The following is a 13,234-nucleotide window of genomic DNA, read 5'->3' as shown; positions in this document are numbered from 1 at the left end:
GCTGGATCTAGCCCTGGTCGTCGCTTCCGGTCCCGGCTTCGGTCGAGTCGCCTTCGGCTTCCGCCGGCGCGCTCTCCGATTCCTGAGCCGGCGCCGTTTCCGGCTCGGAGGTCTGGACGTCGTCCATCACGGAGCCGACGCCGCTCATGACCGATGAGGTGTCCTGCTTCTGCAGGAAGCCGATCGAGAGCGTCGTCACGATGAAGAGGACGAAGCAGCCGACGGTCAGCTTGTGCAGAAGCGTGGCCGCGCCGCGGGCACCGAAGGCAGCCTGAGACGCGCCGCCGCCGAACACGGACAGGTCGGCCCCCTTGCCCTGCTGCAGCAGGACGACGAGGACCAGAAAGAGCGAGACCGTCACATGGACGGCATACAGCACGAAGATCAAGTCAATCTCCCTTCCGGGGTATCCGCAGCGCGAGCACAGCTCCGTTCGTCAGGGCTCAGGAGCCGCCGCCGGAACCCGTAGAAAGACGAATGATACGCAGGAACGAGGCAGGATCAAGGCTTGCGCCGCCGATGAGAAAGCCGTCGATGTCGGGCCGGCCGATCAGATCCCGGCAGTTGCCGGCGTTTACCGAGCCGCCGTAGAGGATCCGGGTCGAGTCGCCGAGCCCGGCCTGGTGGCCGTTCAGCCGGGCCCTCAGGTGGCCGTGAACCGAGGCGGCGATCTCGGGCGAGGCGCTGAGGCCGGTGCCGATCGCCCAAACCGGTTCGTAGGCGATGACGGCGCCGACTCCGGTGTCGCCGGCCGCGGCGAGCACCTCGAGGACGGCCTCCAACTGGGCGTCGAGGACCGCTTCCGTCTCGTCCCGCTGGCGTTGTTCCAGGGTTTCACCCACGCAGATGACCGGGATCAGACCGGCGTCGAGGGCCCGCCGGGCCTTGCGCGCCACGTCGTCGTTCGATTCACCGTGGTACTGGCGCCGTTCGGAGTGGCCGGCCAGCGCCCAGGAAGCGCCGGCATCGACGATCTGCGCGGCGGCGACGTCGCCGGTGTAGGCGCCGCCGTTCTCGGCGTGGATGTCCTGGGCGCCGACGGCGGTCCAGTGGGGCATCGCCGTCGCCGCGAGGCCCAGGTAGACGGGCGTCGGGAACAGGACGACGTCGGCCGGTGCTTCGGGCGGGCCGGCCGCGGAGAGAGCCTGGGCGTAAGCCGCGATGTCCGCGTGGAGCAGGTTCATCTTCCAGTTGCCGGCGACGATCGGTGTACGCGTCATGCTTCCTCCCTGCCGCGCGCGTGGAGTGTCTCGACGGCCGGTAGTTCCTCGCCAGCCAGCAGCGCCAGGGAAGCGCCGCCGCCGGTCGAGACGTGATCGATTCTTCCGGACAGGTTCTGCCGCCTGACCGCGGCCACCGTTTCCCCGCCGCCGATCACGGTGAAGCCGTCGCAGGCGGCTACGGCTTGCGCCACCGCGAGGCTGCCGGCATCGAAGGGCGGTGTCTCGAAGACCCCCATCGGACCGTTCCAGAACAGGGTCGCGGCGCCGGCGACCGCGGTTTCGAAAGCGGCTCTGGTCTCCGGCCCGATGTCGACCGCGAGCCATCCGGCCGGCACACCGTCCTCCACGGGCACCGTGCGCACCCGCCGTTCCGAAGGCGTTCCAGCGAGCGAGTCCGTGACCACGACGTCGGCGGGCAGGAGCAGCTCGGCGCCGCCTGCCGCGGTCTCGGCCTCGATCTCACGCGCCAGGTCGAGGCTCTCCGACTCGACCAGCGAGGAACCGAGCTCGGCGCCGCGGGCTGCCAGGAACGTGTTCGACATGCCTCCGCCGACCAGCACGCGGTCGACCAGCGGCAGCAGGCGTCGCAGCGCGCCGATCTTGCCCCGGATCTTCGCGCCCCCGGTGACGAGCACGAAGGGTCGCGGCGGTTCGTCGAGCAGCCGACTGAGCTGCCGCAGTTCGCGGTCGAGCAGCAGCCCGCTGAAGGCCTGCTCGACGGAGCCGCAGATGGCGGCGGTGGAGGCATGGGCGCGGTGGGCGGTGCCGAACGCGTCGTTGACGTAGACCTCGCCGAGGGCGGCCAGCTCGGCGGCGAAGGCCGGATCGTTCGCTTCCTCGCCGGCGTGGAAGCGGAGGTTCTCGCAGAGCAGCACGTCCCCGTCGCCAAGAGCGGCGGCGGCGTTCCGGGCGGCCGTCCCGAGACAGTCCGCGGCGAAGTCGACGGGCCGGCCGAGGATGGAAGAAAGGGCGCCGGCGACCGGCCGCAGGCTGAGTCCCGGGTCGGCCACGCCCCGCGGCCTGCCGCGGTGGGACAGCAGGACGACGCGGGCGCCCGCGTCCCGGAGAGCGTCGATCGTGGGCGCCGCTTCCCGCAGGCGCGTCGCGTCGAGCACCCGTTCGCCGGCCATCGGCACGTTGAAGTCGACGCGGACGATGACTCGCCGGCCTCGCAGGGCGAGTGAGCCGTCACGGAAGCTCGGTGGGAAGATCAAGGTCGCGATCTCGGTGGGCCGCCGTGCCAGCCGGCGTCGGTGAGGGGGAGGATAACGTCGCCGGCATGTCCAAGGCCAACGGAGCGGCCACCCCGTTCGAGGGCTTCGTCCTCGGCATCGAGACGTCCTGCGACGACACCGCCTGCGCGGTGCTCGACGCGGAGGGTCGTGTGCTTTCGTCCGTGGTCTCCAGCCAACTGGACGTACACCGTCCGTTCGGCGGCGTGGTACCCGAGGCGGCGTCTCGGGAACACCTCCGCAACTGGCCCGGGGTGTCGGCCGCGGCGCTTCAGGAAGCGGGCGTGGACTGGTCCGATGTCGGCGCCGTCGCGGCGACGCGCGGGCCCGGCCTGGTGGGCTCGCTTCTCGTCGGGCTCTCTCTCGGCAAGGCGATCAGCTACTCGCTCGGCGTGCCCTTCCTTGCGGTGCATCACCTGGAGGGCCACCTCTTCTCGCCCCTGCTCCGGACCGACGGCGCGAGCCGGTCGGTACCCGAGTCGATGGTCGGCCTGGTCGTGTCCGGCGGCCACACCAGCCTGCTCGCCGTCGACGGTCCGTCCGGCGCCGTGACCAGCCTCGCCGAGACCCGGGACGACGCGATCGGCGAGGCCTTCGACAAGATCGGCCACCGTGTCGGCCTGCCCTTCCCGGCCGGCGCCGAGGTCGATCGGCTGGCCGAGCTCGGCGATCCGGCGGCCCAGCCGTTCCGCGTGGCCAGGATCAAGTCCGACGAGCTGGCGTTCTCGTACTCCGGACTGAAGAGCCAGGCGCTGCGCGCGCTTGGCGAGATCGACGGCTACGGAGATGAGCCGGCCGCCAAAGCGGAGCCGGCGAGGACGCCGGCGCACCCAGTGGGCGGTCCCGACCCTGCGGGTACCGAGCGCGACGACGAGTCCTGGCCGCGGGACGTGCTCGATCTCCTCGCGGGTTTCCGGCGCGCCGCGGTTGCGCAGTTGATCGACCGCCTGGACCGGCTCAGCGACGAGCGGCCGGTGGAGCGGCTCTCCGTCTCGGGCGGCGTGGCGGCGAACCGCCTGCTGCGGCGGGAGGTCGCCCTCTGGGGCGAGCGCCGCGGCGCGGACGTGCTGCTCGTCCCGCTTCGCTACTGCGGAGACAACGCGGCGATGATCGCCCACGCCGGTCTGCTGCGCCTCCGTCGCGGCGACACCGACGATCCCCGCTCGGCCGACGCCGAGAGCCGGATCCCTTTCTAGCGCGCCCCTGACGGCGCTCTTGCGGTGCCCGGGTCAGAAGACCCGGGTCACTAGGCGGGGCTAGGCCGTGGCCTTAGCCCAACACGCCCTCCGCAGGCGACGACGCCGTCGCGTACAGCTTCTTCGGGATGCGGCCGGCGTTGGCCGCCAGCCAGCCGGCCTCGACGGCCAGCTTCATCGCCCGGGCCATCCGTACCGGATCCCGGGCGCCGGCGACGCCTGTGTTCATCAGCACGCCGTCCGCGCCCAGCTCCATCGCCAGGGCGGCGTCGCTCGCGGTGCCGACGCCGGCGTCCACGATGACCGGTACGTTCGCCTGCTCGACGATGATCCGCAGATTCGCTGGATTGCGGATGCCCATCCCCGAGCCGATCGGCGCCGCAAGCGGCATCACGGCCGCCGCGCCGAGGTCCTCGAGCTTGCGGCAGGTGATCGGATCGTCCGTCGTGTAGGGAAGCACGATGAAGTCGTCGGCGACCAGCTCGCGGGTTGCCGCAAGCAGTTCCTCGTTGTCCGGGAAGAGGGTCTTCTCGTCGCCGATCACCTCCAGCTTGACCCAGTTCCAGCCGCCCAGCTCGCGCGCCAGCCGCGCTGTCCGCACCGCGTCGTCGGCGGTGTAGCAGGCGGCGGTGTTGGGCAGCAGCAGGTAGCGGTCCTGGTCGATGTGGTCGATCAGGGAGCCCTTGCCCAGGTCGTCGAGGTTGACGCGCCGCAGGGCCACCGTGACCATCTCGGTAGCCGAGGCGTCGAAGGCGTCGACCATCACCTGTTCGTCGCTGTACTTGCCGGTGCCGAGAATGAGGCGCGAATGGAACTCGCGGCCGGCGATGACTAGAGGCTCTGGAGTGGTCATTTCATTTGGGTCTCAGGTGCTGCGCGCGGGCACGAAGTACTCGGTACCGCGGATCTGCCGCGAGATGTGGTGAAGCAGCTCCTCGAAGTCGGTCGGCTTGTGCTCGAAGTCCAGATTGCGGCTGTCGACGACGAGCAGGGGCGACCCATCGTAGTGGTAGTAGTGGTGATTGTAGGCCTCGATCAGCTCGCCCAGGTAGTCGGCCGAGATGTTCTGCTCGATGGCGCGGCGGCGCTTGTGAATCCGCGCCATGCAGGTGTCGATGTCGGCGGTCAGGAAGATCAGCAGGTCCGGTTGGCTCAACTGCGGCTCGAGCAGATCGTAGAGCTTCTCGAACAGCATCAGGTCGCCGTCCGTCAGGTTCAGGTAGGCGAACAGCCTGCTCTTCGCGAAGGTGTAGTCGGCGAGGCGTACCGGCTCGAACAGCTCTTCCTGGGCCAGGTCGAGCTGCTGCTTGTAGCGCGTCAGCAGGAAGTAGAGCTCGGTCTGGAAGGCGGTGCCGGGCCGGTCGCGGTAGAACGCCTCGAGGAACGGGTTATCCACGTCTTCGAGGATCTTCACCCCCTCGAAGCGTTGCGCGAGCATCTCGACCAGGGTCGTTTTGCCTACGCCGATCGGTCCGTCGACGGCCAGGTACCGATACGGGAGCGCGTCCACGGGCACTGCCCGGACTATACAATCCCGCAGCGGCGACGAGCAGGGTGTCGGCGCCGGTTTCAGCCCGCGCCGGAGCACCCCGAACAGGACTTCCGATAGGGGGAAGAGAGAGTGAATCCCTGGTGGCGGAGACCGGCGGCGGAGGAGAGCCGTGAACCTGCGCGACAGGCAGCAGTAAGCGCCGAGAGCGAGGACCAGCCCGAGGAGGCTAAGGAAGGCAGCTCAAAGGCGGCGGCTGAGGACGCCGCGCCGGCGGAACCCGTAGAGCCCGCCGTGTCCGCCGCGCTGGAGGCGGCGACCGAACCGGCGGAGCCGGCCCAGGCGATGACGGAGGCCCAGGTGACCACGGAGGCCACGGAGGCCGCGGAGGCCACAGAGGCCGCTGAAGCCACGGAGGCCGCTGAGGCCGCGGCACCCGCACCGGCAAAACGACGCCGGCGTCGGCGCCGCGGCGGGCGCCGCGGCGGCGCCACCCCGCCGGCAGCGAGGTCCGGCAAAGCGGGCCGCGCGGCCGCACTTCTCGACCTCGGCGGGTTGGAGCGCAGCCTGGAGGGCGAGTCGGAGCTCGATACGGAGGGGCTGCTCGCCCGGCTGGACGGCGAACTCGGACAGCTCGTCCTGCGCCGCGTCTATGCCGATGCGAGCGACGAGCGACTCGATCGCAAGGCGCTCCACGGCGGAGGGGTCGAAGTCGTCGACGTGCCCTCGGGCACGGAAGTGCGCGGTTGCTCCGCCGCGGTGCGGATCGTCGTGGATGCTCTGGAACTCTGCTACACGAAGCGCGGCGTGGGCACGGTGGTGCTGGGCGCGACGTCGGTGCAGATGCTGCCTCTGGTCGCCAAGCTGCAACAGAACGGCGTGACCGTGATCGGTCTCGGGGGTGCTGGAGGCGACGCGCTGGTGCGGGCCCAGTGCGACCGCTTCATCGACCTCTCCGGCTAGGAGCCGGCGCCGCTCCCCTTCTCATCGGCAAGCTGCTAGGGTTCCGCACTCGCTCGGTGCGGCGGCCTGAAATGCACCCTTAGCTCAACTGGATAGAGCGTTGGACTACGGATCCAAAGGTTGGGGGTTCGACTCCTCCAGGGTGCACCACCGTCTTCACGAGGCACTGCCATGAACGACTCGCAGTACACCCCGCCCAAGGTCTGGAAGTGGGACACCGAGAGCGGTGGCCGCTTCGCCAAGATCAACCGGCCGATCGCCGGCCCAACGCACGACGCGGAGCTGCCGGTGGGCGAGCATCCGCTTCAGCTCTACTCGCTCGCCACTCCGAACGGAGTGAAGGTCACGGTGATGCTCGAGGAGCTCCTGGAGCTTGGTCGCGACGCGGAGTACGACGCCTACCTGATCAACATCGGCGACGGCGCCCAGTTCTCGAGCGGCTTCGTTGCGGCGAACCCGAACTCCAAGATCCCGGCGCTCGTCGACCACGGCACGGAGCCGCCCACCCGCGTCTTCGAATCGGGAGCCATCCTCATCTACCTGGCTGAGAAGTTCGGCGACTTCCTGCCGCGGGAACATGGCCCCCGAACGGAGTGCCTGTCCTGGCTGTTCTGGCAGATGGGGAGCGCGCCCTACCTGGGCGGCGGCTTCGGCCACTTCTATGCCTACGCGCCTGAGAAGATCGAGTACGCGATCGACCGGTTCACGATGGAAGTGAAGCGTCAGCTCGACGTGCTCGACCGTCACCTGGCGGACGCCCGCTACATGGCGGGGGACGAGTACTCCATCGCCGACATGGCGATCTGGCCCTGGTACGGCGCGCTGGCCGCCGGTCATCTGTACGAGGCCGGCGAGTTCATCGAGGGACAGAGTTACGAGAACGTGAACCGGTGGGGCCGCGAGATCGCCAAGCGTCCGGCCGTGAAGCGCGGCCGGATGGTGAACCGCGCGTGGGGACCGCCGGAAACCCAGCTACGCGAGCGTCACGGCGCGGCCGACTTCCAGACGAAGACTCAGGACAAGCTCGAGCCGGAAGCGGACTGAAGCTTGACGCCCGAGGAGGCGTCGCCTGCTCAGGTCGACAGTCGGTCCTCGACGCTCGCGCGGAGATCCTCGACGGCCGCGACGAGATCGATCTTCTCCGGGTCGAGCAGCCAGAGGAGCGTCGTGCCTCTGATCGAAGCGAGAATCTCGAACGCCGTCCCGGTCGAATCGACATCGGTCCGGATCTCGCCGGCCTCCTGCCCTTCGTGAACGGCCTGCTCGATGGCGGCGGCGAAGCGGTCGTTGGCGGCGCGAAACAGGTCGATCTTCCGATCCAGGGGCCCGAGCGAGTCCGTCATCAGCATGAACAGCGCGCGCATCCACTGCTCGGCGTCACGGAGCAGTTCCGAGTAGCCGGTGAAGATGCGGTTCAGGGCGGCCATGCCGGTCACGCCCTCTTCCGGTTCGAAGACAGCGTCGCTCGCCCTGGTCTGGGAGCGATCGACGATCGCCTCGACGATCCCTTCCTTGGAGCCGTAGCGGAGCGATACGAGGGCGCTCGAGTACCCGGCTTCCTTGCCGATCTGCTCCAGCGTCGTTGCGATGTAGCCCTGGCGGCCGAACAGCGTCGCGGCCGCGCGCAGAATCTCGCGTTCCGACTCGGCCCGCCGTTCGGCCTGGGTACGGCGTGGTCGCCTCGCGGCCTGGCCGTCGGTTCTCGAATTCAAGGGGCTGGACTCTGTCATGCCTGGCCTGGCGCGAGTAAAGTGGTGGCTGGTCACTCAGGAGATGCTGGCTCCGGGGCCATCGCGACTCTATCCCCCTCGGGTACGCTGCGGACCCAGGCTGATGCGTGGCGACAGGAGGTAGCGTGCAGACGGAGTTCTCGAAGGAGCAGAACCTTCTCCGCGACGTCGTGTCGCGCGCCTTGCGCGACAAGTCGCCGGCGACGGCCGTCCGCGAGCAGATGGCCTCGGATCGGGGCTACGACGAGGCGGTCTGGCAGGAACTCTGCGGCGACGCCGGGCTGGCCGGCGTCCACGTCCCGGAGGCCTTTGGCGGCGCCGGCGGCGGCGCGGTCGAACTCGGCATCGTCGCAGAGGAGATGGGGCGGACGCTGTTCTGCGGTCCCTGGTTCGCTTCGGCGGTGATGGCCGGGACCGCGCTGCTCGAGGCGGCGAGCGAGTCGGAGCGGCAGGCGCTGCTGCCGGGCATAGCCAACGGCTCGACGATCGCCACCCTGGTGCTCGACGACCTGAACGGTCCGGCCGGCGTCGGCGGGTCGATCCGCGCGGCGGAGGACGGGAAGCTGTCCGGGACGGCCGGGATGGCCGTCGATGCCCACGTCGCCGACCTGCTGCTGGTCACAGCAAGCGGCGCCGGCGGACTCGGGCTTCACGCGGTCGAAGCCGGCGCATCCGGTCTCTCGGTCGAGCCTCTCCAGGTCGTCGATCCGACCCGCAAGCTGTCCCGGGTCGTGTTCACCGACGTTCCGGCCCGCCGCGTCGGCGATGTGACCGGCGACGCCCTGGATCGGATCTGGGACCGGATCTGCTCCGCTCTTGCCCACGAGATGATCGGCGGCGCGCAGCATCTCTTCGAGACCACGGTGAACTACACGAAGGAGCGTTACCAGTTCGGCCGGCCGATCGGCTCCTTCCAGGCGCTCAAGCACCGCTGCGCCGATCTGCTGCTCGAGATCGAGATCGCCCGGGCGCTCACCCACCACTCGGCGCGCTGCCTCAGCGCCGGCGAGGGGGAGCCCTACGCCGCCAGCATGGCGAAGGCGGCAGCCGCCGACGCCTACATGAGCGCCGCGAGAGCCGGTATCCAGTTGCGGGGCGGGATCGGCTTCACCTGGGAGAACGACACCCACCTCTGGTTCAAGCGGGCCAAGGGTTCCGAGGTGCTGTTCGGCACGCCGGCGATCCACCGGGAACGGATGATGACGATGCTGGAGGGCGCGGCATGACTCCTGAGGGGATCCGGCGCGAGGTTTCGGCCTGGCTCGACGAGAAGTGGCGCGTCGACCGTCCCCTGATCGAGTGGCGGGAGATCCTGCTCGAAGGCGGCTGGGCGGCGCCGCACTGGCCCGAGGAGTGGTACGGACGCGGCTTCACGCTCGACCAGACCATGGTCGTCAACGAAGTCTTCAGGGAGAGGGACGTGGTTCCGGCCGCTCAGGTCGGCCCGCGAGGGCTGGCTTCCGAGACGATCCTGGCCTGCGGATCGGACGACCAGAAGCGGCGCTTCCTGCGACCCATCCTGACCGGCGAGCACACCTGGTGCCAGCTCTTCAGCGAGCCGGGCAGCGGCTCCGACCTAGCGGGCCTCAGCACCCGGGCCGAGTTCAAGGGCGGGAAGTGGATCGTCAACGGCCAGAAGGTCTGGAACACGAGCGCGCACCACGCGGACTTCGGCCTGCTCGTCGCGCGCACCGACTGGGACGTGCCGAAGCACCAGGGGATCAGCTACTTCCTGCTCGACATGCGCCAGCCCGGTGTCGAGGCGCGGCCGCTCAGGCAGATGAACGGCCACCAGTCGTTCAACGAGGTCTTCATGACGAATGCCGTCGTGGCGCCCGAGGACCTGATCGGCGGCGAGGGCAACGGCTGGCACGTGGCGAAGACAACGCTCTCCTTCGAACGTCGCGGCTTCAGCCGCCGGGTCCGGGGATCCTCGCTTGACGGGCGGAAACAGGGGCCCATCTACGCGGAGTACGAAGAGGAACTCCGGATCGCGACCGAGCCCTACACCTGGTATCCACAACGCGAGGGCCGGGTGGATCTCGTCCTGCCCCGCGCCCGGGAGACCGGCGCGATCAACGATCCGGCGACGCGGCAGGAGATCGCGAAGCTGATCTGCCTGTACACCGGGGCGAGGCTCGCCTCCGACGGCGCGGAGGCCAAGCGCAAAGCCGGCACCACGGAGATCATCCCCGCCGGGTCGATCGGCAAGCTCGCGGCGAGCGTCATCGCGCGCCAGGCTTCCCACGTCCACACGATGATCTCGGGCGCCGACGCCCTGCTGAGCGGGTCCGACTCCGCCGCGGACGGGATCATCGCGGAAGTCCTCGTCTCGGTGCCGGCGATCTCGATCGCCGGCGGCACGGACGAGATCCAGCGCAACATCATCTCCGAGCGCGTGCTGGGGATGCCGAAGGGGTACCGCGCCGACCAGGGCCCGTTCCGGGACATCAAGCGCAACGCGTGAAGGCCCGGGCGCGGTGGCTGGCAGTGGCGGCCGGCCTGCTGGCCGGCGCCTGCGGCCATCCGCTTCCCGTGGTCGAGACCGGCGGCGACTACGACCCGTTGGCCGATCCTCTCGTCGATCCGCCGTCGTTGCACGAGTTGTACCCGGTCACCGAGCGGCAACGGGCCGACACCGCGACGACGATCGTCCGGCACGACTTCTCGCAGCCTGCGACGCTCAATCCACTCTTTCCCTCCGGCGCGGCTTCCGCGTGGACGATGTTCGGGATGCTCTTCGAGTGGCTCGTCGTCCGCCACGGCAACCCGTCGGACTACGACTGGAACTCCAACGTCGTCCTCGCGGTGCAACCGTCCGAGGATCTGCGCTCCGTCACCCTGGAGTTGAATCCCGAGCTGCGCTGGCACGACGGCGCACCCTGGACCGCGCACGACGTCGTGTTCTCGCTCGAAGCCCTGCGCGACGAACGGGTACCGGTGAGCTACTGGCCGACGACGCGCGACCTCGTCGTCGGGGCCACGGCGCCAGGCGAGCACCGGGTGCGCTTCGACTTCGCCGGGCTCCTGGCGCCGCAGCTTCGCCTGGAGGCGCTCGCCTTTCCCATCATGCCGCTCCATATCGTGGGCGACGCCGCCGAGCGCGCCGCCGATCCGACGCTCCGGTCCTCGCCCTACTACAACCGCTACGGCCGCGAGGCGGTGATCGGCAGCGGCCCGTTCCGCTTCGTGGAATGGCGGAACAACGATCGGGTCGTCCTCGAGCGGTGGGAAGACCACTACCTGTTCGACCGCGCGCCGCCGGCCGCGAAGACGATGATCTTCAAGTTCCAGCCGGACCGGAACCTCGCCTTCCTGCAGTTCCTGGGAGGCGAGTACGACCAGGTCTACGTCGACGCGAACATCTTCGCCCGGCAGGCGAAAGGGGAGCTGTTCGAGGAGAGAGGCGTGAAGGGCCGCCACGCGTCGGCGCTGCTGCTTGGCCTCCTCTGGAACATGGACGGCAGCAATCCTTTCTTCGCCGACCCCCTGGTGCGCCGGGCGCTCGCCCACGCCTACGATGCCGAGACCGTCCTGCGCCGGGTCGGCCACGGCCTGTACCGGCGTTCCTACGGCTACATGGTGGAAGAACGCCGCTGGGACTACGAGCCGGCGATCCTGGAGCAGGCGCTCGACTACGACCTGGAGCGCGCCGCCGAGCTTCTCGACCAGGCCGGCTGGCTCGCCGACCCCGACACGGGTTGGCGCTACAAGGAGATCGACGGTGAGCGGGTCCGCTTCAGCTTCGAGCTGTCGTACACCGCCGGCCTGACCTACGTGCCGCGGACGCTCGACATCCTGCGCGAGGACTTCCGCCGGCTCGGGGTCGAGATGGTCACCCGCGCCTACGAAAGCGCTTCGCTCAACGAGAGGCGGCTCGCCCACGAGTTCCAGGCGCTCGGGACGATTGTCGGCACGACCCAGGACCCGAATGCTCTCCGCAACCAGCTGGCCACCGACGCCTACGACGGCGGCCGCAACAGCGGCGGCTACTCGAACCCCAGGGTCGACGAGCTCTTCGAACTCGGCAAGCGGGAGCAGGACAGCGAGAGACGCGCGGCGATCTACCGGGAGATCCACCGCGAGGTCTATCGCGACCAGCCGGTCCTGTTCCTGTTCCACGTCAGCTTCCTCTGGGTCTTCAACGACGACATCCGCGGCGTCGAACTCGGTCCGATGGGCACGATCCTCCTGTGGCCGACCGCGCCCGAGGGCTGGCCGTCGCGGACCGGTCCGGGCTGGTGGCGCGAGCGCCAGGCGGCCGAGTGACTTCGGCGCCGTTCACTCCCACGGCTGAGGAAGTCAGCGCAGCGTGGCTCGCCGAGCAGCTCCGCGCGGCGGGCCACGAGGTCGAGGTGCTCGGCTTCGAGGCCTCCGACATCGGCACCGGGCAACTCGGACGCTGCATTCGCTACCGCCTGGAGTACGGCGAAGGCGCGGCGGGCGCGCCCCGCACCCTGGTGGGGAAGTTCCCGTCCGACGATCCGTCCAGCCGGGCGACCGGCGTCGTGCTGCGGAACTACCTGAAGGAAGTGCGCTTCTACCAGGAGATTCAGGCCCGTCTCGCGATCTCGACGCCGCGCTGCTACTTCGCCGAGATCGAGGGCCAAGGTCCGCACTTCGCCGTCCTGATGAGCGACGAGGCGCCGGCGGAGCAGGGCGATCAGATCGCCGGCTGCGAGGAAGACGTGGCGCGGGCGGCGGTGCTCGAACTCGCCGGCCTGCACGGCCCGGTGTGGAACGATGCCTCCCTGCTCGAAGCGGGGTGGTTGGGCCGGCCGAGCCCCGAACTCTCGGCGGCCCACCACCGCCGCTACCAGACCCTGTTGCCCGGCTTCCTCGACCGCTACGGCGACCGGCTCGAGAACGACTCGCGGGAGGTCCTCAGCGTCTACGGCGAGGCCGAGTCAGCCTGGACTGGCGACGCGCCCGACCCGTTCTCCCTCGTCCACATCGACTACCGGCTCGACAACCTGCTGATCGACCCGCGCACCTCGCCGCCGGCGATCACGGCAGTCGACTGGCAGAGCATCACGATCGGGCGTCCGCTGGGCGATGTCGCCTACTTCCTGGGCGGCAGCCTGGACCCGGCCCTCCGCCGGCGCTGTGAGGAGGAGATCGTGGGCGCATACCACCAGCGGCTGATCGCCGCCGGCATCGACGGCTACTCCCGGGAGGCCTGCTGGAGCGACTACCGGCTCGGCGCCTTCGCCGGCTTCGGCGTCTGCGTGATCGCCTCGATGATGGTCCGCGAGACGGAGCGTGGCAACGAGATGTTCGTCGCGATGACCAGGCGGCACACCCGCCACGCCCTCGACCTGGACTCGGCCGAACTGCTGTAGGAAGTCCGCACGGGGTCGCACACTGGGTGCGCCGGCGTCCCCGCCGGCTTCCGCCGCAG

The 13,234-nt window shown here is 69.6% G+C and carries 13 protein-coding genes and 1 tRNA gene; 8 read left to right on the top strand and 6 right to left on the bottom strand.

The annotated features are described in order from the left end of the window. Positions 1-7: 7 nt before the first annotated feature. The 3 genes from secG to OXI49_11600 all read right to left on the bottom strand — a co-directional run bounded on the left by secG (position 8) and on the right by OXI49_11600 (position 2,434). Positions 8-379 carry a preprotein translocase subunit SecG gene (gene secG / locus OXI49_11610; protein MDE2691152.1) on the bottom strand — a complete coding sequence of 124 codons (372 nt, stop codon included), beginning with the start codon at positions 377-379 and terminating at the stop codon, positions 8-10. A 64-nt stretch (positions 380-443) separates the two neighbouring features. After that, positions 444-1,220, bottom strand: a complete 777-nt coding sequence (tpiA, locus tag OXI49_11605; protein MDE2691151.1) for a triose-phosphate isomerase — start codon at positions 1,218-1,220, stop codon at positions 444-446. Further along, entirely contained in the window at positions 1,217-2,434 is a 1,218-nt protein-coding gene (locus OXI49_11600) for a phosphoglycerate kinase (protein ID MDE2691150.1), read from the bottom strand. Before OXI49_11600 ends, tpiA begins: the two co-directional genes overlap by 4 nt. A 68-nt stretch (positions 2,435-2,502) precedes the next feature. Here OXI49_11600 and OXI49_11595 point away from each other — a divergent pair, with 68 nt between their 5' ends. Next, a complete protein-coding gene (locus tag OXI49_11595) occupies positions 2,503-3,651 on the top strand; it encodes a tRNA (adenosine(37)-N6)-threonylcarbamoyltransferase complex transferase subunit TsaD (protein ID MDE2691149.1) in 1,149 nt (382 codons plus the stop codon). A 73-nt stretch (positions 3,652-3,724) separates the two neighbouring features. Here OXI49_11595 and OXI49_11590 read toward each other — a convergent pair whose 3' ends face one another. Together OXI49_11590 and OXI49_11585 are read right to left on the bottom strand one after the other, a co-directional pair. After that, positions 3,725-4,504: a thiazole synthase gene (locus OXI49_11590; protein ID MDE2691148.1), complete on the bottom strand. Its 780-nt coding sequence runs from the start codon at positions 4,502-4,504 to the stop codon at positions 3,725-3,727. A gap of 12 nt (positions 4,505-4,516) precedes the next feature. Then, entirely contained in the window at positions 4,517-5,161 is a 645-nt protein-coding gene (locus OXI49_11585) for a deoxynucleoside kinase (GenBank protein MDE2691147.1), read from the bottom strand. A 273-nt stretch (positions 5,162-5,434) separates the two neighbouring features. Between OXI49_11585 and OXI49_11580 the strand changes: the two genes are divergently transcribed. The 3 genes from OXI49_11580 to yghU all read left to right on the top strand — a co-directional run bounded on the left by OXI49_11580 (position 5,435) and on the right by yghU (position 7,147). Next, entirely contained in the window at positions 5,435-6,103 is a 669-nt protein-coding gene (locus tag OXI49_11580) for an NYN domain-containing protein (GenBank protein MDE2691146.1), read from the top strand. A 73-nt stretch (positions 6,104-6,176) separates the two neighbouring features. Continuing rightward, positions 6,177-6,253: transfer RNA gene (locus tag OXI49_11575), tRNA-Arg, on the top strand. A gap of 21 nt (positions 6,254-6,274) precedes the next feature. Continuing rightward, positions 6,275-7,147: a glutathione-dependent disulfide-bond oxidoreductase gene (yghU, locus tag OXI49_11570; GenBank protein ID MDE2691145.1), complete on the top strand. Its 873-nt coding sequence runs from the start codon at positions 6,275-6,277 to the stop codon at positions 7,145-7,147. Between the two features lie 29 nt (positions 7,148-7,176). Here yghU and OXI49_11565 read toward each other — a convergent pair whose 3' ends face one another. Beyond that, on the bottom strand, positions 7,177-7,815 hold the full coding sequence (locus tag OXI49_11565) for a TetR/AcrR family transcriptional regulator (GenBank protein ID MDE2691144.1): 639 nt from the start codon (positions 7,813-7,815) through the stop codon (positions 7,177-7,179). 143 nt (positions 7,816-7,958) lie between these two features. On the opposite strand from OXI49_11565, the gene OXI49_11560 reads away from it, so the two are divergent. From OXI49_11560 to OXI49_11545, 4 genes are read left to right on the top strand one after another with little or no spacing between them, the layout of a single operon-like run. After that, positions 7,959-9,059, top strand: a complete 1,101-nt coding sequence (locus OXI49_11560) for an acyl-CoA/acyl-ACP dehydrogenase (GenBank protein MDE2691143.1) — start codon at positions 7,959-7,961, stop codon at positions 9,057-9,059. Further along, positions 9,056-10,300, top strand: coding sequence for an acyl-CoA dehydrogenase family protein (locus OXI49_11555; GenBank protein ID MDE2691142.1), 1,245 nt, complete (start codon positions 9,056-9,058; stop codon positions 10,298-10,300). Before OXI49_11560 ends, OXI49_11555 begins: the two co-directional genes overlap by 4 nt. Continuing rightward, positions 10,297-12,102: an ABC transporter substrate-binding protein gene (locus OXI49_11550; protein MDE2691141.1), complete on the top strand. Its 1,806-nt coding sequence runs from the start codon at positions 10,297-10,299 to the stop codon at positions 12,100-12,102. Before OXI49_11555 ends, OXI49_11550 begins: the two co-directional genes overlap by 4 nt. Further along, entirely contained in the window at positions 12,099-13,175 is a 1,077-nt protein-coding gene (locus OXI49_11545; protein MDE2691140.1) for a phosphotransferase, read from the top strand. Before OXI49_11550 ends, OXI49_11545 begins: the two co-directional genes overlap by 4 nt. Positions 13,176-13,234 lie beyond the last annotated feature (59 nt).

The organism is Acidobacteriota bacterium, from assembly GCA_028875725.1.
In the GTDB taxonomy this organism is placed as follows: domain Bacteria; phylum Acidobacteriota; class Thermoanaerobaculia; order Multivoradales; family Multivoraceae; genus Multivorans.
The sequence above is the reverse complement of the archived record's forward strand: the minus strand, read 5'-3'. Positions and strand labels throughout refer to the sequence as shown.